The sequence below is a fragment of the uncultured Flavobacterium sp. genome, assembly GCF_963922255.1.
Taxonomy (GTDB): Bacteria; Bacteroidota; Bacteroidia; order Flavobacteriales; family Flavobacteriaceae; genus Flavobacterium.
In genome coordinates, this window is record NZ_CAWUIC010000017.1 from 51,630 (window position 1) to 72,803 (window position 21,174).

At 31.9% G+C, this 21,174-nt stretch carries 20 protein-coding genes and 1 pseudogene; 9 read left to right on the top strand and 12 right to left on the bottom strand.

Annotation, left to right across the window (positions count from 1 at the left end):
* The first annotated feature begins 2 nt into the window (after positions 1 to 2).
* Positions 3 to 458 carry a DUF1801 domain-containing protein gene (locus AABJ49_RS12610; RefSeq protein WP_338378642.1) on the top strand — a complete coding sequence of 152 codons (456 nt, stop codon included), beginning with the start codon at positions 3 to 5 and terminating at the stop codon, positions 456 to 458.
* Positions 459 to 522: 64 nt separating this feature from the next.
* Entirely contained in the window at positions 523 to 1,665 is a 1,143-nt protein-coding gene (gene bshA, locus AABJ49_RS12615; protein ID WP_338378643.1) for an N-acetyl-alpha-D-glucosaminyl L-malate synthase BshA, read from the top strand.
* Positions 1,666 to 1,702: 37 nt separating this feature from the next.
* Here bshA and AABJ49_RS12620 read toward each other — a convergent pair whose 3' ends face one another.
* Together AABJ49_RS12620 and AABJ49_RS12625 are read right to left on the bottom strand one after the other, a co-directional pair.
* Entirely contained in the window at positions 1,703 to 2,197 is a 495-nt protein-coding gene (locus tag AABJ49_RS12620) for a hypothetical protein (protein ID WP_338378644.1), read from the bottom strand.
* Positions 2,198 to 2,304: 107 nt separating this feature from the next.
* A complete protein-coding gene (locus AABJ49_RS12625; RefSeq protein ID WP_338378645.1) occupies positions 2,305 to 3,120 on the bottom strand; it encodes a hypothetical protein in 816 nt (271 codons plus the stop codon).
* A gap of 100 nt (positions 3,121 to 3,220) precedes the next feature.
* Between AABJ49_RS12625 and aroC the strand changes: the two genes are divergently transcribed.
* Positions 3,221 to 4,282, top strand: a complete 1,062-nt coding sequence (aroC, locus tag AABJ49_RS12630; RefSeq protein ID WP_338378646.1) for a chorismate synthase — start codon at positions 3,221 to 3,223, stop codon at positions 4,280 to 4,282.
* 15 nt (positions 4,283 to 4,297) lie between these two features.
* Here aroC and AABJ49_RS12635 read toward each other — a convergent pair whose 3' ends face one another.
* Positions 4,298 to 4,441: a hypothetical protein gene (locus AABJ49_RS12635; protein WP_338378647.1), complete on the bottom strand. Its 144-nt coding sequence runs from the start codon at positions 4,439 to 4,441 to the stop codon at positions 4,298 to 4,300.
* A 165-nt stretch (positions 4,442 to 4,606) separates the two neighbouring features.
* On the opposite strand from AABJ49_RS12635, the gene AABJ49_RS12640 reads away from it, so the two are divergent.
* Together AABJ49_RS12640 and AABJ49_RS12645 are read left to right on the top strand one after the other, a co-directional pair.
* Positions 4,607 to 5,635: a T9SS type A sorting domain-containing protein gene (locus AABJ49_RS12640; RefSeq protein WP_338378648.1), complete on the top strand. Its 1,029-nt coding sequence runs from the start codon at positions 4,607 to 4,609 to the stop codon at positions 5,633 to 5,635.
* 149 nt (positions 5,636 to 5,784) lie between these two features.
* On the top strand, positions 5,785 to 7,125 hold the full coding sequence (locus tag AABJ49_RS12645) for a T9SS type A sorting domain-containing protein (RefSeq protein WP_338378649.1): 1,341 nt from the start codon (positions 5,785 to 5,787) through the stop codon (positions 7,123 to 7,125).
* Between the two features lie 61 nt (positions 7,126 to 7,186).
* On the opposite strand, the gene AABJ49_RS12650 is transcribed toward AABJ49_RS12645, so the two are convergent.
* Both AABJ49_RS12650 and AABJ49_RS12655 read right to left on the bottom strand, forming a co-directional pair.
* Positions 7,187 to 7,600, bottom strand: coding sequence for a DCC1-like thiol-disulfide oxidoreductase family protein (locus AABJ49_RS12650; protein ID WP_338378661.1), 414 nt, complete (start codon positions 7,598 to 7,600; stop codon positions 7,187 to 7,189).
* A 104-nt stretch (positions 7,601 to 7,704) separates the two neighbouring features.
* Positions 7,705 to 9,870: a DNA mismatch repair protein MutS gene (locus AABJ49_RS12655; protein ID WP_338378650.1), complete on the bottom strand. Its 2,166-nt coding sequence runs from the start codon at positions 9,868 to 9,870 to the stop codon at positions 7,705 to 7,707.
* 83 nt (positions 9,871 to 9,953) lie between these two features.
* Here AABJ49_RS12655 and ung point away from each other — a divergent pair, with 83 nt between their 5' ends.
* Positions 9,954 to 10,625, top strand: a complete 672-nt coding sequence (gene ung / locus AABJ49_RS12660; RefSeq protein WP_338378651.1) for a uracil-DNA glycosylase — start codon at positions 9,954 to 9,956, stop codon at positions 10,623 to 10,625.
* Between the two features lie 76 nt (positions 10,626 to 10,701).
* On the opposite strand, the gene AABJ49_RS12665 is transcribed toward ung, so the two are convergent.
* The 7 genes and pseudogenes from AABJ49_RS12665 to AABJ49_RS12695 form a co-directional block, all read right to left on the bottom strand.
* Complete coding sequence (locus AABJ49_RS12665; protein ID WP_338378652.1) at positions 10,702 to 11,634, bottom strand: transglutaminase domain-containing protein; 933 nt, start codon at positions 11,632 to 11,634, stop codon at positions 10,702 to 10,704.
* Positions 11,635 to 11,653: 19 nt separating this feature from the next.
* Positions 11,654 to 12,505 (bottom strand): substrate-binding domain-containing protein, encoded by an 852-nt coding sequence (locus AABJ49_RS12670; protein ID WP_338378653.1) that lies wholly within the window; start codon positions 12,503 to 12,505, stop codon positions 11,654 to 11,656.
* 116 nt (positions 12,506 to 12,621) lie between these two features.
* Complete coding sequence (locus AABJ49_RS12675; protein ID WP_338378654.1) at positions 12,622 to 13,149, bottom strand: GNAT family N-acetyltransferase; 528 nt, start codon at positions 13,147 to 13,149, stop codon at positions 12,622 to 12,624.
* A gap of 72 nt (positions 13,150 to 13,221) precedes the next feature.
* A complete protein-coding gene (locus AABJ49_RS12680; protein ID WP_338378655.1) occupies positions 13,222 to 14,088 on the bottom strand; it encodes a nucleoside phosphorylase in 867 nt (288 codons plus the stop codon).
* A gap of 141 nt (positions 14,089 to 14,229) precedes the next feature.
* The gene (locus AABJ49_RS12685; RefSeq protein ID WP_338378656.1) at positions 14,230 to 14,562 is read right to left on the bottom strand and encodes a translation initiation factor; all 333 of its coding nucleotides are present in this window, start codon (positions 14,560 to 14,562) and stop codon (positions 14,230 to 14,232) included.
* Between the two features lie 132 nt (positions 14,563 to 14,694).
* Positions 14,695 to 15,087: pseudogene (locus tag AABJ49_RS12690) on the bottom strand (GxxExxY protein).
* A 214-nt stretch (positions 15,088 to 15,301) separates the two neighbouring features.
* Entirely contained in the window at positions 15,302 to 16,255 is a 954-nt protein-coding gene (locus AABJ49_RS12695; protein WP_338378657.1) for a 2-oxoglutarate and iron-dependent oxygenase domain-containing protein, read from the bottom strand.
* A gap of 177 nt (positions 16,256 to 16,432) precedes the next feature.
* Between AABJ49_RS12695 and AABJ49_RS12700 the strand changes: the two genes are divergently transcribed.
* The 3 genes from AABJ49_RS12700 (at position 16,433) to xerA (ending at position 21,024) form a co-directional block, all read left to right on the top strand.
* Positions 16,433 to 18,409: a dehydrogenase E1 component subunit alpha/beta gene (locus AABJ49_RS12700; RefSeq protein ID WP_338378658.1), complete on the top strand. Its 1,977-nt coding sequence runs from the start codon at positions 16,433 to 16,435 to the stop codon at positions 18,407 to 18,409.
* Positions 18,410 to 18,850: 441 nt separating this feature from the next.
* The gene (locus AABJ49_RS12705; protein WP_338378659.1) at positions 18,851 to 19,564 is read left to right on the top strand and encodes a hypothetical protein; all 714 of its coding nucleotides are present in this window, start codon (positions 18,851 to 18,853) and stop codon (positions 19,562 to 19,564) included.
* A gap of 341 nt (positions 19,565 to 19,905) precedes the next feature.
* The gene (gene xerA / locus AABJ49_RS12710) at positions 19,906 to 21,024 is read left to right on the top strand and encodes a site-specific tyrosine recombinase/integron integrase (RefSeq protein WP_338378660.1); all 1,119 of its coding nucleotides are present in this window, start codon (positions 19,906 to 19,908) and stop codon (positions 21,022 to 21,024) included.
* Positions 21,025 to 21,174 lie beyond the last annotated feature (150 nt).

Sequence of the window (21,174 nt, forward strand, 5' to 3'; positions counted from 1 at the left end):
AAATGACATCAAAAGCCACAACACCAGAACAATACATTCAAGAATTACCTGAAGATAGAGTAGAAGCTATTACTAAATTACGTCAAGTAATTAATGATAATTTACCCAAAGGTTTTAAAGAAGAAATGAGTTATGGAATGATTGGCTATGTTGTTCCTCACTCTATTTATCCTGCTGGTTATCATTGTACACCAAGTTTACCCTTACCATTTATGAGTTTTGCTTCTCAAAAAAACAGTGTAAACTTCTATCATATGGGAATTTATGCAAAACCTGATTTACTAAACTGGTTCATTTCAGAATATCCAAAACATAGTAAAACCAAATTAGATATGGGGAAAAGTTGTATACGATTCAAAAAAATGGATCAAATTCCTTTTGAGCTGATTGGAGCATTGGTTCAAAAAATGACCGTAGAAGATTGGATAAACTGTTATGAAGCTAACTTAAAACGATAATTTAACAAACTTTTATTTTCAATTCTTTTTATTAGTATTAATTTTATAGAAAATAAAAAAAAGAATGAAAATCGCTATAGTTTGTTACCCAACTTTTGGAGGTAGTGGTGTTGTTGCTACCGAATTAGGTTTAGAATTAGCCAAAAAGGGTCACGAAATCCATTTTATCACATACAGTCAGCCTGTACGTTTAGCCCTCTTAAATAGTAATTTACATTACCACGAAGTACACGTTCCAGAATATCCTTTATTTCATTACCAACCTTATGAATTAGCTTTATCTAGTAAATTAGTAGATATGGTTAAGTTATATGAAATTGAGGTTTTACATGTACATTATGCTATACCACATGCCTATGCAGGATACATGGCAAAAAAAATGCTAGAAGATGAGGGAATACAAATTCCAATGATTACAACGCTTCACGGAACAGATATAACTTTGGTTGGAAATCATCCATTTTATAAACCTGCCGTAAGTTTCAGTATTAATAAATCGGATTTTGTAACTAGCGTGTCAAGTAGTTTACGAGATGACACGTATCGTCTTTTTGATATTAAAAAGGAAATAGTTGTTATTCCCAACTTTATTGAGCCTAATAAATTTTCTTCAGATGAAGTGAAAAAATGCAATAGAAGTATGATGGCTAATGAAAATGAGAAAATTATTACGCATATTTCAAACTTTAGAAAAGTAAAACGCATTGATGATATTGTAAAGATTTTTTATAACATTCAAAAGGAAATTCCAGCTAAATTGATGATGGTTGGAGAAGGTCCAGAAAAGCAAATGGCTGAAGATTTATGTAGTTCGTTGGGAATTTATGATAAAGTAGTTTTTTTTGGAAATAGTTCTGAAATTGATGAAATCTTATGCTATTCTGATTTGTTCTTGCTACCTTCAGAAACAGAAAGTTTTGGTTTAGCAGCCTTAGAAGCAATGTCTTGTGGAGTTCCCGTAATTTCAAGTAATTCAGGAGGTTTACCTGAGGTTAATATAGAAGGATATTCAGGTTATTTGAGTGATGTTGGAGATGTTAACGCAATGAGTAAAAATGCGATTTCTATTTTAAGTGATAAAGCCAAACTTAAACAGTTTAAAATTAATGCAAAAGAAGTCGCTTCTCGATTTGATATTCTAAAAATTGTGCCTATGTATGAAAAGGTATATCAGCAGGCTTTAGATAAATACAAAGAAATAGTGTAAAAAAAAAACCACTCAAATTGAGTGGTTTTTTTGTGATTTAATTAAATCTATATCTAATTCCCAAAGCGATGTCTGGTCCAAAATTATCTTCTCTGTAATCATCTGAATTAAAATACAATTCAGGTCTAATATCTAATGAAAGCTGAATTGGAGCTTCATCAAAATTATATTCAATTCCTAAATCTCCTGCAGCAAATAAAATTGTACCACTATCTTTGTTATTATTGTAATTGTAGCTCCAACTTCCAATTCCACCACCAACACCAGCATACCAATTAAATCCACCTTCAATATTCCAAACCCATTGGTAAATTCCGGCTAACTTGAAAGCATCAACATTTTTACTATTTCTAAAACCTAAATCTAATTCTAAACGATTGTTACCTGATAAACCTCTTTGGTATGAAATTTCACCTCCAAATCCGTCATTGTCACCTAATCTAAGACCTAATGCATTTTTAGAAATGTCTTGAGCATTTGCACTAATTGCTATACCTATTAGCATTACTGTAGATAAAAATAATTTTTTCATATGTTTTATATTTAAATTTGTTTTTACAAATGTAAAGGAAATGTTAACTACTTTTTTATAGTATTGTGATTTATTATTTCAAAATTTACATTTTTGTCTTTCACAATCTAATTTAGCTGGTACACATCTAAAAATTCCTCTTGAGTTTGACTTCCTGAAGAAGGGATTGGTAATTGAAACTGTGGTGGAAGAGTATTTAAGGTATAAGTAATATTTGTTTGATTATAAACCATTCCAATATTTTTACTGTAATATTGAGTAGACACCAAAACATCTTGAGCAGCCATTATTGGTATTTCAATAGGATTAGGGAATCCTGTAATCGTTTGTTCTGTTGTGATTTTTAAATTCAAAATAACTTTCGTTTTTGTTATGTCTGAATAAGTATTTCCATTTGAAGTTAATGAACTTTGAGAGCCATCAGCAACTGATTTTAATGTATAAGTGAAAGTTAATGGATATCCGTTAACATCTTGTGTAAAAGAACCGTTTGTTGAACTTAATTCTTCACCAACGGTTGCGTTTTCTTTTAAAATAATAAAATCAGATACTGAAAAAGCTAATGCTGTTGGTAATCCAGTGGCCAAGTTTACTGATCCTGAAATTCTCATTTTATTACCATCAACTCTTAATCCATTATCTTTCAATGTTCCTGAAAAGAATCCATTGGCAATATCTTCCGTTTTCATTTTTTTAAAGACAACTGCATTAATCAGTGTATCATTCGCAGCGTAAACAGAATCTCTAGCAAACGATTCCGGTGTTTGAGTTGTTTGGTGGTTAAACACCTCATAAGTCCAGTAGTTTCCAGAAGCAATTGGTAATGAAGTTGCAGGTGCTCCATTATCTTCAGCTGAATCATCAGAACTACATGAACAAGTAAAAATAGAAAGCCCTAATAAAAGAAATAGTTTAGTTTTCATTGTACTGTATTTTTTGCTAATATACTTAAAAAATAGTTTCACAGTAATACATATCTATTTATGGTATAATTTTTTTACATTTGTTTACTAATTAAAAGCTATGTCTGGGAATACTTTTGGAAAAATTTTTAAACTAACTACTTTTGGAGAATCACATGGAGAGGCTATTGGTGGAATTATTGATGGTTGTCCAGCAGGAATTGAACTGAATTTTGAAGCTATTAAAAAGGATATGCAACGAAGAAAACCAGGTCAATCTGCCATTGTTACGCAAAGAAAAGAAGAAGATGAAGTTCAATTTTTATCAGGGATTTTTGAAGGAAAAACAACGGGAACACCTATTGGTTTTATAATTCCGAATACCAATCAAAAATCAAATGATTATTCTGATATAAAAGATACCTATCGTCCAAGTCACGCTGATTATGTATATGAAAAGAAATATGGTATTAGAGATTATCGAGGTGGAGGAAGAAGTTCAGCTAGAGAAACAGCCAGTAGAGTAGTAGGTGGAGCAATTGCCAAACAAATTATTCCTCAAATTAAAATCACAGCTTTTGTTTCTTCTGTCGGTGATATATTCATTGATAAACCTTATCAAGATTTAGATTTTTCAAAAATTGAAAATAATGCTGTTCGTTGTCCTGATGAAGCTACAGCTTTAAAAATGGAAAGTTTTATTAAGGAAATAAAAAAGCAAGGAGATACAGTTGGTGGAACAATAATGTGTGTGATTCAAAATGTACCTATTGGATTAGGAGAACCTGCTTTTGATAAATTGCATGCTGATTTAGGTAAAGCAATGTTATCCATCAATGCAGTAAAAGGAATAGAATTTGGCAGTGGTTTTTGTGGTGCAAAAATGAAAGGAAGTGAACACAATGATTTGCAAAATACAGACGGAACAACAAAAACAAATCTTTCGGGTGGAATTCAAGGTGGCATCAGTAATGGAATGGATATTTATTTTAGAATAGCCTTTAAACCTGTGGCTACATTAATACAAAAGCAAGAAGTACTTACAAATTCAAATGAAATCATTGAGCAACGAGGCAAAGGTAGGCATGATCCTTGTGTTTTACCAAGAGCAGTACCTATTGTAGAAGCTATGGCAGCTTTAGTTATGGTTGATAATTTTTTATTAAATAAAATGTATAACTAAAAGAAAAAAATCAAACTATTTATTTTCCTTTTTCTTTTTATCGGTACTCATTAATAAGAAAACAGCACCAACTAAACCTAAAATTACTAAAGTAAAGATTACAACCATTATAAAAGCTCCGTTTCCCCAATTAAAAAGAGGTAATATTAATTTTTTCATTTTTTATTAATTTTATTTTATACAAAATTAGAAATATATAACATTATATAACATGATATATATCATATGTTAAATTTTTTGTTTTGTTGAATATTTACTATTTCAAAGTAGAAAATATTTTTTTTTTTTGTGTAATTTTGTTGGACTAAAATAATTTATAAAAACATGAAAAAAACTTTACTTTTTATCGGATTACTTTCTTTTGGAGTTAGTAATGCTCAGTTATTAATTAATGATGATTATAACGCTTTAACAGTAGGTAATATTACTACAGACGTTACAGGAACAACAGCTGGACAAGGTGGTTATTATACTATTGGTGGTGCTGCTGCAGATTATCAAATAGTTGCAGAAGGAGGAACACAAGGGAATGTGATTCAAATGTCAGGAACAGCTACTGCTACTGTAAATAAATTTTTATTTAAGGATGTTGCAACAAGTTGGGCAACAAGAACAAGTGGGAACAATATTGTTGACGTAGAATTTGATATCCATACAGGTGTAGCTACTACAAGTAAAAATACTGCAAGAGTTTATTTGTACAACAGTGATGGTTCAACAGTTTTAGCAGGTTTGAATTTAAACTTAGAAACAAAAGTAATTACAGGTATTAGTTATTACGACCCAAATAATGGTGGTGTTAATCCGGTGGGTACTTACTCTTTTAATTTAGGTGCTAGTAACGCAGCCGTAACTTTAACAGCTAATTCATGGGTAAGATTAGGTTTATCATATAATACAGTTACTAGACAAGTAATTTGGAAAGGACCAGGTTTTTATGTGGGAGTAACAGGTGCAGTTCCAGCAACAGGAACAACTAATCCTGGTGAAGTAGATTATTTACATATTGCTGGTACATCAAATACAGTAGCGGCATCATCTAAATTTGATAATTTAACTTTAAAAGCAGTGGCTGTAGAAAGTTTATTAGGTACAGATGATTTCACTACTTTAACAACAAACGAAATTAGTGTTTATCCTAATCCTGCAACTGATATAATCAATATTAACAGTTCATTAAATTCTTTCAACTCTGTATCGGTAGTTGATTTAAACGGAAGAGTTGTTAAAAGCATGAGTTTTAATACAGTTACTGAAGCTCAAATTAATATTTCTGATTTAGCTAATGGTGTTTATATCATGAATATTACTTCTGAAAATGGAGCATTTTCTAAGAAAATAATTAAAGAATAAATATTATATACCTTATTAAAAAAGACTAAGTAATTTACTTAGTCTTTTTTTTTTTAAATAATTCAATGTTAAAAACTTGAATTATAGTTGTGTAAATTGTTTATTTTTATATATTTACATAACGATACTAAATTAAAAAATATTTAAAAATGATGAAAAAATTACTTTATTTATTATGTGTAATTCCTACTGCAACCTTTGCACAATGGACTTCACAAGCTACAGGATTTCCTACAGTTAGTAGAGGTGTTGAAGATATCTCAATAGTTGATGCTAATGTTGTATGGGCCTTAGGTTATGATGGGTCATCGGCTACACCAGCTAATATTCAAGAATTTACAAAAACTACAAATGGTGGAACAACTTGGACACCTGGTCCAATTAATGTTGGTAACACCGCATTAACAATTACAAATATTGCACCTGTAAGTGCAACAACAGCTTGGGTTGGAGCGGTTGACGCAACAGCTGGATTAGGTGGAGTTTGGAAAACTTCTGACGGTGGTACAACTTGGACAAAACAAAATGCTACTGCATATACTAATGCGGCTTCTTATTTTAATGTTGTACATTTTTTTAATGCAACAACAGGAATAACGCAAGGAGATCCAATAGGACTGGATTTTGAAATGTACAGAACTACAGATGCTGGAACAACTTGGACAGCAATTCCAGGATTTAATTTGCCAAATGTAACTAATTCGAACGAATTTGGTTATAATGGAGGAAATGTTGGAGTTGGAAACTCTTTTTGGTTTGTAACTAGTTTAGGTAATATATACAAGACTTCTGATATGGGAGTTACATGGTCTAAATATGCTACACCTATTGCAGACTTTGGAGGAGTAATCACTCCAACAAGTGGTGGTTCATTATATTTTGCAAATGATAATGATGGTGTTTTATTAGGTAGAAATGGTTCAGGTACAACAGCTACTTATACTTTATATACAACTTCAAATGGTGGAATGACCTGGAGTGCTGGAACTGCTTATACTCAACCTTACAGAAGTTTAGCATTTATTCCGGGAACAACTACTTTAGTTGGAACAGGAACAGATGGTACAACATATAGTTCTGCGGTAAGTTACAATATGGGAGCAAGCTGGACAGTTATTGACAGTGGTACACAAAGAACAGGTGTTGCTTTCTTAAATGGAACTACAGGATGGGCTGGAGGTTTTACAACTTCTTCAGCAGCAGGTGGAATTTTTAAATATTCAGGCCCAACATTAAAAAACAATACTTTTGAAGCTGCAGGTTTTTCTTTGTATCCAAATCCAGTTGAAGATACTTTTACTATTCAAAACGGAAACAATATTGACATTTCTGGTTTAACAATTTCTGATATTAACGGAAGAACGGTTAAAACAATTAATGTTAATGCAATAGAAAATCAAATCAATATTTCTGATTTAAATTCAGGTGTGTATTTCTTAAATATCACTTCTGAGAATGGATCAGCAACAAAGAAAATTATTAAAAATTAAATTTTTAATAATTATTAATCGGTTTTTAATGAAAAAGCTCCTTATAAATAAGGAGCTTTTTTTATAGAAATTTATCTAAGGTTTCTTTTGTGGGAATCATACATTGGTCTTTTTTGCCATACCATTTGTATCTGTTTTTAGCAATATAATCATACACAAAATCTGTTATAGAAGTTGGTAGCACTCTAAAGCAACTCACAATAGGATATAGTTTTCCCATTTGAGAAGCAATTTTAAATGCAGCTTCAGATTTGTAATAATAGGCTACATTAGGGTCATATAAAATAATAGAATCAGTTTTGCTTCTGTCAATTTTAATATGATTTATTATTTTCTCTCCTAATTCAGATTGAAGTGCCACAAACCTAAAAATATCTTTTTTATCATTCTTTATAATGACTTGAACCGATTGATCACACAAATTACAAACGCCATCAAAAAGTATGATTTTTTTGTCTTTAGGTAGATCTTCTATGTTTTTAATTTTTTCCATATTTATTCTGAACTTGTTTCAGAATCTTTCGAATCTTATTTATATTATTCTCCGTTGGCTAAAGCCGAAAGGCAATTCATTAAAATCTACAAAGGTTGCACATATTCTAATTCACTAATACTAACTTTTGAAGTAAAAATTCCATAATTGACAATTGCTTTAGTTTTTTCGATTTTGTCAATTGTTCCAATGGCTTTACCGTCTTTCATTCGCACTCTGTCACCAACTTTTAAAGTCACTTGTGGTTTTATCTCAACTTCTTTTTTCTTTGCTTTTTCTTCTTTCTTCTTTTCTCTTATTTTCTCTACTTTGACTTCTACTTCTTTAATGATTTCTTTTTTAACAACTTCTGCTGCTTTTTTCTCCTTAACAGTAGCTTTTTTTCGTTTTGAATTTTCTATTTCAACTACTTTTAAAAACTCACCAATTAAAGTCTTTTTGTCTTTGTTGTTAAAGTATTTTTCGGAAATATCATCAATTTTTTGGCCCATGTAAATCAATCGCTGATTGGCATCGTATAATTCTTGATAGCGTTCTAATTTATCTTGAATCTTTAAATTAATTGACTCCATTTTTTTGCTTTCTTCTCTAGCTTTGGTTTCTTCTTCCTTTAAATTGATAGAAGTTTTTTCCAATTTAGAACGTTCTTTTTGTAAAGTAGCAATGGTTTTATCAAAACGAACCTTTCCTTTTTCTATTTTCTTCTTAGCACGATTAATCAAACCAAAAGGAATACCATTTTTTTGAGCTACTTCAAAGGTAAACGAACTTCCGGCTTGACCTAGATGCAATTTATACATAGGTTCGAGCGATTTTTCATCAAAAAGCATGTTGGCATTTGTAGCAAAAGGCAATTCGTTAGCTAATATTTTTAAATTGGTATAATGGGTTGTAATGATTCCAAAAGCTTCTCTGTGATAAAACTCTTCTAAAAAGGTTTCAGCCAAAGCACCTCCTAATTCAGGATCAGAACCTGTTCCAAATTCATCAATTAAGAAAAGCGTTTTTGCATTGCACTTTTTCAAAAATTGATTCATGTTTTTGAGTCGATAACTATATGTACTTAAATGATTTTCAATAGATTGATTATCACCAATATCAGTCAGAATTCTATCAAACAAAAAAGTTTTACTTCTTTCATGAACCGGAATTAGCATTCCACTTTGTAACATCAATTGCAATAAACCAATGGTTTTTAGGGAAATCGTTTTTCCACCAGCATTTGGACCAGAAATAACAATAATTCTGTTAGTATTTTCTAATTCAATAGTTTGAGGAAAAGTAACTTGATTTTTTGCTTTGTTATTCAGATATAAAATAGGATGATAAGCTTCACGAAAAAACAAGTGCTTTTCTTCAGTGATTTCAGGTAAAATTGCATTCAATTTATGCGCATATTTGGCTTTAGCTGCAATTACATCAATATCACTAAGAAAATCTTGGTATTGCATTAATAAATCAGTAAAGGGACGAATTTCAGCACTTAATTTCTTTAAAATTCGTTGGATTTCCTCTCTTTCTTCATATTGCAAATTATTCAATTCTCTCGAATAGCGTAAAGTGGCTTCTGGTTCGATATAAGCAATACTTCCTGTTTTAGAACTACCTAAAATAGAACCTTTTACTTTTTTGCGATACATGGCTAAAACTGCTAAAACCCTACGATTTTCAACCACTGTTTCACGAATATCATCCAAATAACCCAACGCATTATATTGGCTCAAAGCCAAGCCAAAACTCTGATTGACTTTTCCACGAACCAAATTAATATCCCTACGAATATTCACTAAATCTGGAGAAGCATTGTCTTTAATTTCTCCATATTTATCAACCACTTCATCAATTTTTTGAACGATGAATTTGGTATATTCTACTTCAGCTGCTTTTTTATTTAGTTTCGGATAATAGTCGTCAAATTTTTGGAAGAACTTGATTAAGAAATTTGTCGTTTCAGATAAATGAGCCAATTTTCTAAATGTTCCCACTTCCAAAAAACTATCTTCAATTTTAAGAAACTTGATGTCTTTTGTTAGGTTTTCAAAACCGTGATTTGGAATGGTGTTATTATTGCTAAAAGAAGCTACATATTCAGAGGTTTGTAACAAATTATCCATTAAAGATTCTTTGTCTTTAAATGGAGCGATTTGCAATGCTTTTTGCATTCCAATTTCCGTATTGCATTTTTCGGAAACGGTTTCTAAAATCGTATTGAATTCTAGGTCTTGAAGGGTTTTATTGGTAATTGAAATCATTGGTTTATTTGCGAAAGTTCAAAGTTACAAAGTTTCAAAATGTATTTTAATCTAAAATTCATATTTTTGGTAAAATTTAGGCTATGTTAATCGATATTTCTTCTTCTTGGCAAGAAAAGCTCCAAAAAGAGTTTGAAAAACCTTATTTTAAGGAGCTAATGGCTCAAGTTGAACAAGAATATCAAGACCAAATTTGTTTTCCACCAAAAGAATTGATTTTCCATGCTTTTAATTCGTGTTCGTTTGAAGATGTGAAAGTTGTTATTATAGGTCAAGATCCTTATCATGGAATAGGAGAAGCGAATGGTTTATGTTTTTCTGTAAATAATGATATCAAAATTCCACCATCATTACGAAATATTTATAGAGAGATTGCTACTGATTTGGATTCGATTTTTATGCCATCAAATGGGAATTTACAACATTGGGCTAATCAAGGGGTTTTATTGTTGAATGCTTCTTTAACAGTTAGAAAAGACAGTCCAAATAGCCATAAACATTTAAAATGGAATGTTTTTACTGATGAAGTAATTCAAATTATATCTGAAGAAAAAGAACATGTAGTTTTTTTACTTTGGGGTGCTTTTGCTCAGAAGAAGGGAGCTAAGATTGATACCTCAAAACATTTGGTTTTAACAAGCGGACATCCTTCTCCAATGAGTGCTAATCAAGGCAAATGGTTTGGGAATAAACACTTTAGTCAAACCAATGAATATTTAAAAAAAATATGTAAGGAGCCAATTGAATGGTTTTAATTCACTTTAACTAAATATATTCATAAACAATTTGAAACAACCTGAAACAATTTAAAAACAACTTGAAACTAATAAGTTAATCTAAAGTCAACTGCCCTAAAATCTCTTCACTCATAAACGGACCACCAGGATATTTAGCTGTATAATCAAGGTTTAGCCAATATTGTCCTCTCTCATCAAAATGATAATGAATTTGTTTTCCTTCACTTTCTTTGATGAAAAGTTTGTCTTTAATTAATAAAATAGCGATTTCTAAATCAGCTTTACTTCCTATTAACATTTCTGGATAAATATGTCCACCAGTGTGAATTAAACGTGGAGTTCCACCTATCGCTCTTATACATGCTGCCATGAGAATAGCATGATCATCACAATCACCCGAAAAATGTTGCAAGGATTCACTTGCTCTAGCAATGTATTCTCTACCTTTTGGGTCATTTACATAATTCCATCGGTTTTTTATTTCTTTAAAAACGGCAAAACATTGCACCATTTTTCTATTCTTTTCATTGGTCCTGAAATCAGAAAAATGTTTAGTTGTAGCGTAAAGTGCAAAGTTTCTCACTTTAGGATTCGTAAATTCTATAGCTGCAATAACTTTAGACTTGTTAGGAAAAGGTAATAATTTAGAGATTATAATATCTTGTGGATTTGGATTATTTTGCATAGCAAAAAGCATGGCTCTATAATCTTCAAATACACGATTAAAACCATAATTTCCAAACAAAGTTCCGTAAATTAAGAATATTAAATATAGTGAAATACTAATTAAAGTAACCCTTCTTAAAAACCTTAATAACAGCTGTATAATTGCTAATAAAATTACAAATATTAATATTCTATCTAATTGAAATGGCCATTCTAAATCAATTAGGTTTTGATGTAAAATCATGAATAAAGGAATGGCAATTAGAATATTTAAAACAAGTATAATAATAGAATCCCACGGCTTTTTAACGTGAAAATAGGGTTCTATTTTGGTATAAAATTGTTTTACTTTTTCTAACATAATTTTCTAAAACGTAAAGCTATAGCGACTTTACAATTTCAGCAAAAGTACCTTTTTTCTCGATAATTTTTAGTTCAAAGAGTTGATTTTGAATTTTGTTTAACATTTTTTCGTCTAAATTCTTTTGGGACCATTGTGTTAGCGCTAACCATTCTTCAATATCTTCTAATTTTTGCTTGTATTTTGAAGCTAATGTTCTGTCTATACTTGGAATCATTTTAAATTCTTCTGTAGTCATGTTTATGATTTCTAGAATTTGAGCAATTGTGTTTGGGTGTTTCTTTAAAACTTCATTTCTAACTGCAATTACGAAACATGGCCAAGGAGTAGGGCAATCTGCAATTCTTCTAAAAGTTCCGTTATCGACTAATGGTTTTGTCATAAAACGTTCCCACATGAAATAATCTGCTTTTCCAGTCAATAAAGCCTCAACAGCTCCATCAATAGTGTTTACAATTTCGAATTGTAGGGTAGAAGTATCCCAGTTTTGATTGTTAGCGTTCACTATGCTCATTAAATGCGAACCAGAACCCATACGAGAGATGGCTGGTTTTTTGTTTTTTAAATCAGCTAATTCGTTGTACTTTGATTTAGCGTCCACATGAATTCCCCAAATCAACGGACTTTGCACATAAACTTGAACGATTTTGCTATCATTACCAGCATTAATGTCTTTTACAATTCCTTCTGTTAAAATTACAGCTATATCGGTTTCTCCATCACGAAGCATTTGACACATTTTTCCTGTTCCTTCTGGAACATCTGTCCATTCAAGGTTGATGCCTACTTCTTCAAACTCTCCATTTTCAATGCACATGTGCCAAGGCAAATTGAAATGTTCTGGAACTCCTGCTATTTTTATTGTTTTCATTTATGCTGAATTTATTTCAGCATCTTTCGATGCTTATTAGATTGTTTGAATTTATAATAATTTATTTTAATAAAGATCTGTTGGCTAAAGCCGTACGGCAATTCAGCAATGAATTGCTAACTATTTTTCAATTGCCACCATTTCCAAATCGCACCATGTTCATCTGGATAATCTTCCATGAAATTAAACCCTACTTTTTGTAAGACATGATTTGATGCTCCATTTTCTGAATGAGTGTAGGCATTTATTTCATTGATATTCATTTGGTTGAAACCATAGTCTAACCAAGCTTTTGACGCTTCTGTAGCGTAGCCTTTGTTCCAATGTTTTTCGTTTAAACGATAGCCATAATCATAGAAATTAGTCTTTCCGTTCTCCACATGATCGTCAATGTATTTGATTCCTGTCCAACCTATTAACTCGTTTGTTGCTTTAATTATTGTAGAGAATCGTCCAATATTATTTCTATCATATTGTTTTCGAACCATTTCAATATACGTATGAATATCATCAATAGTTGCATATGGTTTTTGCCATAAATAAGTATGAACATTTGGGTTTGAATCCATATCAAATAAGGCTTCTGCATCTTCGTGACGCATTTCTCGCATTAGTAATCGGTCTGTTTCTAAAATTAAATTCATTGTTTAAATTTTTGGTAACACAGCTTTGAAATCTGATAAATTTTTATAATTTCTTAAATCTGTGTTCCTTTTTTATTCCGCTAATTTGTCTAATGCATAAACAATCAATTCATCCACAGCTTTGTATGGGTCTTCGCTGAAATTTCCTGTTGCTCTGTTGGCTATAATGGCATTTAAAGATAAACATTCGTGCCCTAATAGCTTTCCTAAACCGTAAATGGCAGCTGTTTCCATTTCTAGATTGGTCATTCTTATGTCTTTATAATTAAAGTTATCCATTTTGTGGTTTAATTCCTTGTCTTGAATTTCTAAACGTAAGACTCTTCCTTGTGGTCCATAAAAGCCACCTGCAGTTCCTGTGAAACCTTTGTGCATCTTTTCAGAATAGATTTTATCCGCTAAACGTTCACTTCCTTTTACTACATAAGGACGACCTTTTCTTAAATCCCAAGTGGTTTGTTCGATGAATGCGTTTTCGATATCAATTTCCGATACTTCATCAATTAAATAGGAGCGAAGCATGTTGTCTAAACCAATTGCATATTCACTCATGACAAAGCTATCTACAGGAATATCTGCTTGTAGGGAACCAGATGTTCCAATACGAACAATGTTTAACGATGTTAGGTTTTGTTTGGGTTTACGTGTTTTTAAATCAATGTTCACTAAAGCATCCAATTCGTTCATGACAATATCAATGTTGTCTGGACCAATTCCGGTTGATATAACAGATATTTTCTTTCCTTTAAACACTCCGGTTTGGGTTTTGAACTCTCTTTTTTGTGTAGTGAACTCAATTGAATCAAAGTGTTTTGTGATTTTTTCTACACGATTTTGATCTCCTACAAAGATGATGTCGTGTGCAATGTTTTCGGGTTTTAAATTCAAATGGTAAACACTACCGTCTGGATTTAGTATTAATTCTGATGATTGGATCATTTTTTTAGTTTATAAGTTTATGTGGTTAAAAGGTTAAAAGGTTAAAAGGTTAAAAGGTTAAAAGGTTAAAAGGTTAAAAGGTTAAAAGGTTATGAGGTCATGAGGTTAAAAGGGTTTGTGTATATTTTACTGAACACTTTCTCAACCTCCCACTCGTTTTGTTTTGAATCCTTTTTCTTGAAGGAATTTCATTATTTTGTCACGATAGTCTCCTTGTATGATGATTTCTCCATCTTTGAAGCTTCCACCTACTGCGAATTTGTTTTTTATTTCTTTGGCTAGTAGTTTAAAGTCTTCGTCTTCTCCTTCATAGCCTGATATTATAGTGGTTGCTTTTCCTTTTCGTTTTTCGTATTTGCAAATCATTGGTTCTTTTTGAACGAATAATTCGTGTTGGGTTTCCTCGACTGCTTCTGGTTCGTTTGAAGGTTCGTGGTCTGGGAATAGTTTTTTTAATTGGTCTTCTAGGTTCATTTTTATTTTTTTTGGAACACAGATTGAAGAAATTAGAGAAATTTATAAAATCTATGAGTCATAATGTTGTTTATCGATGTTTAATAATTTTTGGAACACAGATTTAAGAAATTTGAGAAATCTTTATAATTTTTATTTGTGTTTCTTTAAATCGTTTGTGAATATTTTTCTTATGAATTGCGGGTCTTTTCCGAAATTTAGTATTAAACCTACTTCACATTTTGTTGCTTTTAGATAGTTTAGTAGCTGGTTTTCATGTGTTTCAATTAAATATTCCACACATTTTAATTCAACTATTACAGATTCATTAATAATTATATCTGGTACATATTCTCCAACAATTTCATTTTAATAATAGACATTTAACTTTTTTTCAGATTCTATAACATACCCTCTTTTGTGCAACTCTATAAGCATAGCTTTATGATATACTTTTTCAAGAAAACCATAGCCTAACTCATTGTAAACATCATAATATACTCCAATAATGTTTTTTGTTAATTCTTGATGAGGGAATATTTTCATTTTTGATTTAAATTAAAAGGAACACAGATTTAAGAAATTCAAGAAATCTAAATAATTTAATTTATAGCGTCTTTTAGCATTGCAAAGAGATTTTTAAAATTTCTCTAATTTCTTAAATCTGTGTTCCAAAATCTTTATTAATGATAATTAAAACAAAAAAACCAAACCCCAAAACAATTGGAATTTGGAATTTTAATATTGAAATTTTATCTAATTACTTTTTAATCAATCCTAGTTCCACTAATCTTTCGTGAAGGAATTCACCAGCTGTGATGTCTTCATATTTTTTAGGATTCTCAGCATCGATGCAATCTTCTAACACATCTAATTTCATATCGCTTACTGGGTGCATGAAGAATGGGATAGAGTATCTTGAGCTTCCCCACAATTCTCTTGGCGGGTTTACTACTTGATGGATGGTTGATTTTAGTTTATTGTTGGTGTGTCTTGATAACATATCACCTACGTTTATCATTAACTCATCTGGTTCAGCCATGGCATCAATCCATTCTCCGTTGTGATTTTGAACTTGTAGGCCTTTTCCTTGAGCTCCCATTAATAGGGTAATTAAATTGATGTCACCATGAGCTGCTGCACGAACAGCACCGTCTTTAGGTTCATCTGTGATAGGTGGGTAATGGATTGGTCTTAAGATAGAGTTTCCGTCTTTGATGTATTTGTCAAAATAGAACTCGTCTAAACCAATGTATAAAGCCAAAGCTCTTAAAACATAGATTCCTGTTTTTTCTAACATTTGATAGGCTTCTTTACCTACTTGATTGAATTTAGGTAATTCGGTTACTTCTACGTTATCTGGGTATTCTCCAGCGTATTTAGAATCTTTGTCTACGTATTGCCCAAAGTGCCAAAACTCTTTTAAATCTCCAGCCGAACGACCTTTTGCGTGTTCTTTACCGAAGGAAACGTATCCACGTTGGCCTCCAATACCTGGGATTTCATATTTGGCTTTTGTTTCTAAAGGCAATTGAAAGAAGTTTTTAACTTCTCCATATAAACCTTCTACTAATTTGTCATCTAAAAAATGACCTTTTAATGCTACGAAGCCGATTTCTTCGTAGGCTTTTCCGATTTCATTTACAAATTTTTGTTTACGTGCCGGATCATCCGACAGGAAATCACGTAAGTCAACACTAGGAATTTTTTGCATTGTATTTCTTTATGGTTACTAACTTACAATAGACTTTAGTGCCTATTTAAAACAAAAGTAAGAATTATTTTGAAGTAATAATAATTGTTAGAATATTTAAAAATAAAAAAATATAACATTTTAAGTCAGATCTGTTATTTTTATTACTTTTGGATCTTTAAAATTAAAATACTACTCATGAATTTTGACAGAAAAGAGTTATCCAATGCTACGTTAGTTCAATTATATAAAAAATTATTGAAGCCTAGGCTGATAGAAGAGAAAATGCTAATTCTTTTGCGTCAAGGTAAAGTTTCTAAATGGTTTTCGGGAATAGGGCAAGAGGCTATTGCTGTGGGAATTACGGCTGCATTAGACCCAGATGAATATATTTTGCCGATGCACCGAAACTTAGGTGTTTTTACAGGAAGAGATATTCCTTTGCACCGTTTATTCTCACAATGGCAAGGTAAAAAGTCTGGATTTACGAAAGGAAGAGACAGAAGTTTTCATTTTGGAACCCAAGAGTTTAAGATAATAGGAATGATATCGCATTTGGGTCCTCAAATGGGTGTTGCAGATGGTATTGCTTTGGCCAACAAACTTAAACAAAACGGAAAAGTAACTGCAGTATTTACAGGTGAAGGAGCTACTTCTGAAGGAGACTTTCATGAAGCGTTGAATATTGCTGCTGTATGGGAATTGCCTGTACTTTTTGTCATAGAAAACAATGGATACGGACTTTCGACACCTACAAACGAGCAATATCGTTGTGAGAACTTAGCTGATAAAGGTATTGGTTATGGCATGGAAAGTCACATTATTGATGGAAATAATATCTTAGAAGTTTACAATAAAATTTCTGAATTAAAAGCTTCTATGGTTGACAATCCACGACCTATTTTATTGGAGTTTAAAACTTTTAGAATGCGTGGTCATGAAGAGGCTAGTGGTACTAAATATGTACCTCAAGAGTTGATGGATATGTGGGCCGTTAAAGATCCAATTGCTAATTTTAAAGATTATTTGCTTCGCATTTCGGCTATCACTGAAGAAGATGATGCTTATTTTAAGGCTGAAATTAAAGCTGAAATAGATGAACATTGGGCCATAACGCAGGCTGAACCTGACTTTACGGCTGTGTTAAGTGAAGAATTAAATGATGTTTACAAACCTTATGATTTTGAAGAGTTTAGTCCAAGTGAAGCTAAAGAGAATATTCGTTTTATTGATGCCATATCTTCTAGTCTGAAGCAGTCTATGGAACGTCATCCTAATTTGGTGATCATGGGACAAGACATTGCTGAATATGGTGGTGCTTTTAAAATAACAGATGGTTTTGTGGAAGCTTTTGGAAAAGAAAGAGTTCGTAATACGCCTATCTGTGAAAGTGCTGTAGTTTCGGCTGCTAATGGACTTTCTATTAACGGACATAAAGCAATAATGGAAATGCAGTTTGCTGACTTTGTATCTTCAGGGTTTAATCCTATTGTGAATTTATTGGCAAAACAACATTACCGTTGGAATGAAAAATCGGATGTAGTAGTGCGTATGCCTTGTGGTGGTGGTACTCAGGCTGGCCCTTTTCATTCGCAGACTAATGAGGCTTGGTTTACTAAAACACCAGGTTTAAAGGTGGTTTATCCAGCATTTCCTTATGATGCTAAAGGCTTATTGAACACAGCGATTAACGATCCTAATCCAGTATTGTATTTTGAACACAAGCAATTGTATAGAAGCATTACGCAAGATGTGCCTAAAGGTTATTATACCATTCCTTTTGGAAAAGCAGCTATGCTTCGTGAAGGAACTGAGGTAACGGTAATCTCTTTTGGAGCAGGAGTACATTGGGCTTTGGCTACTTTAGACAAACATCCTAAAATTAAGGCTGATGTAATCGATTTAAGAAGTTTACAACCTTTGGATACCGAAACTATATTTAAGTCGGTTAAAAAAACTGGAAAATGTATTATTCTGCAAGAAGACACCTTGTTTGGTGGAATGGCTAGTGATATTTCGGCTTTACTAATGGAAAACTGTTTTGAATCTTTAGATGCTCCTGTGAAGCGTGTAGCGAGTTTAGAAACTCCTATTCCTTTTGTGAAGGCTATTGAGGAGCAATATTTGCCTAAGGTGAGGTTTGAGGAGGAATTGTTGGCTTTGGTGGCTTATTAGTTATCAGTTAACAGTTGACTGTTGTCGGTTGTCAGTTTTCTGAAAATCTTTTCTAATCTTCTGCAATCAAAAATCGTTAATCAACAATCTTCAATCAAAAAAAAATATAAATAATGATAAAAAAAGGGTATTTTTCCTGTTTTTTGTGGTTGTTTTTTTCTTTTAATTTGTTTTTACCCATAGGTTTAGGTACTACAACCAAGAGGATGGTATGGGGTTACTATGACGTTAAGTAGGAGTAAAGCTGAACGTTTGGTATGTTTACGCACTAATATACTGTAGTTTTACGTTTAGTATTTAAATAGGTTTTGTTCGGGTTTCGTTTTGTATTGGTTCGCAAAATCGTTTTTTTTAGTACTACAACACCGAACAAAACACGAACAAAACACGAACAAAACACGAACAAAATTAAAATATAATTTTCATTAATTGAAAAACTATATGGCACGAATAATTTCATATGAAGGCAAACGATTGCCAAATATTAAAGGATATGTTATCTATCCTTTAAATAACTCGTTAATTATAAGAACAGTTAGTGGTTTTACAAAGGAAGGTTTGCAAAAAAACCCTAAGTATGACCTTTGTAGAAAAAATGCCACCGAATTTGGTGCAGTTTCCAAAATGGGAAAACTGTTGCGTATGAGTTTAAGTGATGTTTTACCCAGAAAAAACAGATTGGCTATTGTGAATGCGTTTACTAAAAAAATGCACTCGTTGTTGGCTTTTGATACGGTGCATGAAAAAGGAAAACGAACCATTGCGACAGCATTAACAACCGAAGGAGGAAAAGCTGCTTTGAAAGGTTATGATTTTAACCCAGCCAGTGCTTTTGTTGTTAATTATACTATAGAGGATAAGCATTTTATACTGCAAGTGCATAATACTTGTGCTCATGCGATAAAATGGATAGGACTGCGTTTATTGGTTTTGGATATTGATTTAGCAACAACAGAAGGCTTTTTGCATGTAGGAACTTGGCAATTTGAAAACCCAAAGACCTTAGCTTTGTCTTATCCAATGCCCGAAGTACTTGAACCTGTAGGTACTTTGTTTTACTTGCTAGAACTGGAGGCTTTTACTTTAAACGATGCTACTTATATGCCTCTGAATGAACCCAAAGGTTTGGTGTTTTTGGATATAGTGCATAAATAAGCCTAATAATAGACTATTTTATTAGCTGATAGACCGTATTTGCTAGGACTACTTAAACAATTACAAAAAAAGGTGTTTTGCCTGTTTTTCGTGGTTATTTTTTTTTGAACGCGGATAACTCGAATTGACTTTGTCAAATGCTGATGCATTCGGATTTTATTTGTTTGTGAAACTGGTTTCTGTGGGATCCTTTCTATTTCAGTTGCCGTGATTATAAGATTGGTTTGATTTTGTGTTTTGGAGTGTAAGGGGAGATTAGAAGAATTCAATATAAATATTTGCATTTGTTTTTTGTGTTTATTTTTTTTTTATGTTTGTGTAACGCCAAATACATTATATATATGCCTAATATTCATTCCATAACAGTGAGAGTTGATAAATCTTATCGAAACCAAGTAGCGGTGCTTGCACTTTCTTGCCCTAAGAATTTTGAATTGATTCAAGTTTTGAAATCGCAGTTAAGGGCTGTATGGAGTAATTCTAAATCGTATTGGTATTTGCCTTATTCTGAAGCACATGTGGAGTTGGTAAAAGAATGTTTATCAATTAATTATCATTTGGATTTTGCTCCCTTGTATCAAACATTAGAATACGAAACGCATTATTTTTTTGGAATTTCTTTAGACCAAAAGGCTTATGATAGTCTTGATCATTTTATTACGTATTTAAAGACTAACCGGTATAGTGAGAGTACTATTGAAACGTATAAAAGTCTGGTTTATTTGTATTTGAAATTTTTGAAATCTCAAGGATTGACTGTGATTGATTCTAAATCGGTGGAATTATTTAGTTATAATTTTATTGTGAAGCCCAAGAAATCTATTTCTTATCAAAATCAGGCCATTAATGCGTTGAAGACTTATTTTAAATTTTTGAAGTTGGATTTTGAAGTACATTTGATAGAACGTCCGAGAAAGGAAAAGAGATTGCCTATTATTTTAAGTAGTGCTGAAGTTAAAAGGTTAATTGATTGTACTACAAATTTGAAACACAAAGCTTTATTGAGTTTGATATATTCTGCTGGTTTGCGGATTAGTGAAGCGATTCATATGAAGTTGACAGATATTGATAGTACTCGCATGTTGATTCATGTTAAAAATGCTAAGGGTAAAAAGGATCGATATACTTTACTTTCAGACAAAGTATTGCTTTTGCTACGGGAGTATTATGCAGTATATATGCCTAAAGAGTATTTATTTGAAGGACAAAATAGAGCCCAATATTCAGACAGAAGTGCACAAATGGTTTTGAAAAATGCAGCTAAACGAGCTGGTATAAAAAAGCCTATTACATTACATTCGTTGCGACATAGTTTTGCTACACATTTGTTAGAAAACGGTACTGATATTCGCTATATTCAAAATTTATTGGGACATAGTAGTCCAAAGACTACAATGATTTATACCCATGTAAGTGAACAATCTATACAAAAAATAAGAAATCCTTTTGATAGTTTGTAAAATAGTTTTATTATTGTGTAAGAAAAGGAGCAAAAACATGCGACTATCCTGCCGAATAGGGTGGAAGTAGGTTGAAAAGCTTCGAGTATAAACAAGTTAGCGTCAATACCAAAATCGAACTTAAAAACAACCAAATTCTACAAATGAAAA

What these genes read in the sequence shown, in the direction of transcription:
- AABJ49_RS12680 (WP_338378655.1), bottom strand. Translation starts at nt 14,088, where the DNA reads ATGATCCAATCATCAGAATTAATACTAAATCCAGACGGTAGTGTTTAC.
- bshA (WP_338378643.1), top strand. Translation starts at nt 523, where the DNA reads ATGAAAATCGCTATAGTTTGTTACCCAACTTTTGGAGGTAGTGGTGTT.
- AABJ49_RS12610 (WP_338378642.1), top strand. Translation starts at nt 3, where the DNA reads ATGACATCAAAAGCCACAACACCAGAACAATACATTCAAGAATTACCT.
- AABJ49_RS12695 (WP_338378657.1), bottom strand. Translation starts at nt 16,255, where the DNA reads ATGCAAAAAATTCCTAGTGTTGACTTACGTGATTTCCTGTCGGATGAT.
- AABJ49_RS12685 (WP_338378656.1), bottom strand. Translation starts at nt 14,562, where the DNA reads ATGAACCTAGAAGACCAATTAAAAAAACTATTCCCAGACCACGAACCT.
- AABJ49_RS12665 (WP_338378652.1), bottom strand. Translation starts at nt 11,634, where the DNA reads ATGTTAGAAAAAGTAAAACAATTTTATACCAAAATAGAACCCTATTTT.
- AABJ49_RS12625 (WP_338378645.1), bottom strand. Translation starts at nt 3,120, where the DNA reads ATGAAAACTAAACTATTTCTTTTATTAGGGCTTTCTATTTTTACTTGT.
- xerA (WP_338378660.1), top strand. Translation starts at nt 19,906, where the DNA reads ATGCCTAATATTCATTCCATAACAGTGAGAGTTGATAAATCTTATCGA.
- AABJ49_RS12645 (WP_338378649.1), top strand. Translation starts at nt 5,785, where the DNA reads ATGATGAAAAAATTACTTTATTTATTATGTGTAATTCCTACTGCAACC.
- AABJ49_RS12675 (WP_338378654.1), bottom strand. Translation starts at nt 13,149, where the DNA reads ATGAATTTAATTTTAGAAACAGACCGATTACTAATGCGAGAAATGCGT.
- AABJ49_RS12640 (WP_338378648.1), top strand. Translation starts at nt 4,607, where the DNA reads ATGAAAAAAACTTTACTTTTTATCGGATTACTTTCTTTTGGAGTTAGT.
- AABJ49_RS12620 (WP_338378644.1), bottom strand. Translation starts at nt 2,197, where the DNA reads ATGAAAAAATTATTTTTATCTACAGTAATGCTAATAGGTATAGCAATT.
- AABJ49_RS12635 (WP_338378647.1), bottom strand. Translation starts at nt 4,441, where the DNA reads ATGAAAAAATTAATATTACCTCTTTTTAATTGGGGAAACGGAGCTTTT.
- aroC (WP_338378646.1), top strand. Translation starts at nt 3,221, where the DNA reads ATGTCTGGGAATACTTTTGGAAAAATTTTTAAACTAACTACTTTTGGA.
- ung (WP_338378651.1), top strand. Translation starts at nt 9,954, where the DNA reads ATGTTAATCGATATTTCTTCTTCTTGGCAAGAAAAGCTCCAAAAAGAG.
- AABJ49_RS12670 (WP_338378653.1), bottom strand. Translation starts at nt 12,505, where the DNA reads ATGAAAACAATAAAAATAGCAGGAGTTCCAGAACATTTCAATTTGCCT.
- AABJ49_RS12700 (WP_338378658.1), top strand. Translation starts at nt 16,433, where the DNA reads ATGAATTTTGACAGAAAAGAGTTATCCAATGCTACGTTAGTTCAATTA.
- AABJ49_RS12655 (WP_338378650.1), bottom strand. Translation starts at nt 9,870, where the DNA reads ATGATTTCAATTACCAATAAAACCCTTCAAGACCTAGAATTCAATACG.
- AABJ49_RS12705 (WP_338378659.1), top strand. Translation starts at nt 18,851, where the DNA reads ATGGCACGAATAATTTCATATGAAGGCAAACGATTGCCAAATATTAAA.